This window comes from Kitasatospora sp. NPDC007106 (assembly GCF_040634455.1).
Classification (GTDB): domain Bacteria; phylum Actinomycetota; class Actinomycetes; order Streptomycetales; family Streptomycetaceae; genus Kitasatospora; species Kitasatospora arboriphila.
Genome location: NZ_JBEYFP010000872.1, coordinates 1 through 2,353, shown reverse-complemented (window position 1 = coordinate 2,353; position 2,353 = coordinate 1). Strand labels below are relative to the sequence as shown.

Sequence of the window (2,353 nt, the reverse complement as noted above, 5' to 3'; positions counted from 1 at the left end):
GCCGTACCGGCGGCCGTGCACGTGCATCAGGCCGCAGGCGGCCTGCACGTCCGCCTCGCCGTGCAGCGGCAGCGCCACCGGCCCGGCCCAGGAGATCCGGCAGTCGATCCGGAGCGGGCCGTCCGCGAGGCCGAGGGTGCCGTCGGGGTGCCCTTCGGCGCGGTGGCCGAGGGCCCGCAGGTGTGCGGCGGCCAGGCCGAGGGCGGCCCGCGGCGGTGCGGAGGTGGCGAGTGCGCCGGTGGCGCCGCTCACGGGCGGCGGCCCTGGACGGTGTGCACCAGGTTGGAGCAGGCCCGGAAGTCCGGGTGCACCAGGATCTCCCGCAGCTCGGCGAGTTCGTCCTCGGTCAGCCCCGCGCGCAGCAGCGGCTCGCGCAGGTGGCGGGTGTTGTGGATCTGCAGTTGCAGCCCTGGCGAGCCCGGGGTCAGCGCGGTGACGTACGGGACGGCCTCCACACCGGCGAAGCCGGCCCGCCGCAGGGCGGCGGCGCACTCCCGGCCCCAGCCCTGGTGCGAGCCGCGCTCGCGGAACGCCTGCAACTTGGCGCGCTGGAACCGCTCGAAGAGCTCCTTGGCCCGGGCGCTCGGCGCGAGCAGCACGGGCGCGTACTCGGCGTCGAACTCCAGCAGGTGCAGCACCCCGCCGGGCCGCAGCGCGGTGAGCAGACGGCGGAGCACGGCCTCCCGCTCGGGCAGGTGGGAGAGCACCAGCCGGGCGTGGATCAGGTCGAACCCGCCGTCGGGCAGCTCGTCGTGGACGATGTCGTGGCGCCGGACGTCCAGGTTGGGACGCTCCGGCAGGGGCAGCGGCACCAGGTCGGTGGCGAGCACCCGGCCGGCGGGGCCGACCCGGTCGGCCAGCCAGACGGCGATGCTGCCGGCGCCGGTGCCGATGTCCAGGCAGTCCATCCCGGGGCGGACGCCGGCGCCGACCAGCCGCTCGACGGTGATCGGGTCGAGCCAGGCCGCCAGGCAGCGGTGCTGTTCGGCGGCGTGGCTGCCGGTGTTGTCGAAGAGGTAGGCGGGGGCGAGGGTCATCGGTCTCTCTCCGGTCCGTCGGCGTCGACGGGCACTGGTCGGCTGCGGGCAACAGGGCGTGCGGGCGTGCGGCGTGGGCGTCAGGGCACCGGGACGGGCCGGTCCGCCGCGTGGGTGAGCACCCGCTGCGCGGCCAGCCGGCCGGAGCGGACGGCGCCCTCGCTGCTCGGCCGGAGCATCACCCAGTCCCCGGCGTACTCGATCGCCCGGGTCGGCCGGGCCAGGAAGGCGGCCCGCTCCCGGACGGCGGCGGGTGCCGCCTGCGGCAGGCCGTGCCGGTACCGGTGCACCAGGGTGCGGACGGTGGCCGCCCGCAGGCCCGGGAGGAAGCGCTCGGCCTCCGCGCAGGCGATCTCCACCACCCGCTCGTCCGGCTCGTCCAGCAGCTCCGGGCTCGTCCACGGCGAGACGAAGACGTTCGCCAGGCCGCGGCCCTCGGGTGCCCGGCCGTGGGCCTTGAGGTGGTCGAGGACGATCCCGGTGCAGACCAGGCTCTCACCGGCCGGGACGGAGATCGCGTAGCTGGGGCTGCGGGTCGGGCCGGGCAGCGGCCGGTCCAGCAGGCAGGCCACCTTGAGCATCGGCGCGTACGTGCTCGCGGCCACGAATCCGCGCTCCTCGGGCGGGAGTCCGGGATGCAGGGCGAGCGCGACGGGGGCCGGCACGGCCAGCACCGCCTGCCGGGCGGTGCCGGCCGTGCCGTCGGCGAACTCCAGCCGCACGCCCCCGTCCTCCGGCCGGACGGCCGTCACCCGGGCGTCGAGGGCGACGTCGAGCCGGTCGGCGAGCGAGCGGGCCAGGGTGTCCATGCCGTCCCGGTAGGTCATCCAGCGGGCACCGGCGCCGCCGACCGAGAGCAGGGTGGCCACCATCGGCCCGATCGCCGAGGTGTCCGGCCGCCAGCCGAAGCAGTGGCTCGCCAGCGGCTGGAGCATTCCGTCGAGCAGTTCTTCGCGGCCGCCCGCGCAGTACTGACCGAGCGTCAGTTCGCCGCTGGGCGCGGTCTCCGGGTGGTCGGGGTCGAAGCCGCGCCAGCGCAGGGCCAGCTCGGTGGCGAAGCCGAGCCAGGCCAGCCGTCCGCGCCAGGAGAGCCCGGCACCCGTCAGCAGGCCCTTGGGGTGGCCGAGACGGGCGTGGGCGCGGCCGTGCCGCCAGAGGGCGAAGCCGCTCTCGACGACCGGCACCTCGGCCTCGGGGATGCCGACCGCCCGGATCAGTTCCCAGGTGGCCTCGTACCCGGCTCCGGCGATGGTCTCGGCGCCCTCGTCCACCAGGTAGCCGTCCACCCGGGTGGAGGCCATCCGGCCGCCGACCCG

Annotated in this window: 2 protein-coding genes and 1 pseudogene; all 3 read right to left on the bottom strand. The window is 76.7% G+C overall.

Features of this window, described 5'->3' with window-relative positions:
• Positions 1-252, bottom strand: a pseudogene (locus ABZ641_RS33475) (hypothetical protein); the annotation flags it as partial.
• Positions 249-1,037, bottom strand: a complete 789-nt coding sequence (locus ABZ641_RS33470) for a methyltransferase domain-containing protein (protein WP_344626377.1) — start codon at positions 1,035-1,037, stop codon at positions 249-251. The gene ABZ641_RS33470 and the pseudogene ABZ641_RS33475, both read right to left, overlap by 4 nt.
• A gap of 80 nt (positions 1,038-1,117) precedes the next feature.
• On the bottom strand, positions 1,118-2,353 hold a 1,236-nt coding region (locus tag ABZ641_RS33465), incomplete at its 5' end, for an NAD(P)/FAD-dependent oxidoreductase (protein WP_359988009.1).

What these genes read in the sequence shown, in the direction of transcription:
- ABZ641_RS33470 (WP_344626377.1), bottom strand. Translation starts at nt 1,037, where the DNA reads ATGACCCTCGCCCCCGCCTACCTCTTCGACAACACCGGCAGCCACGCC.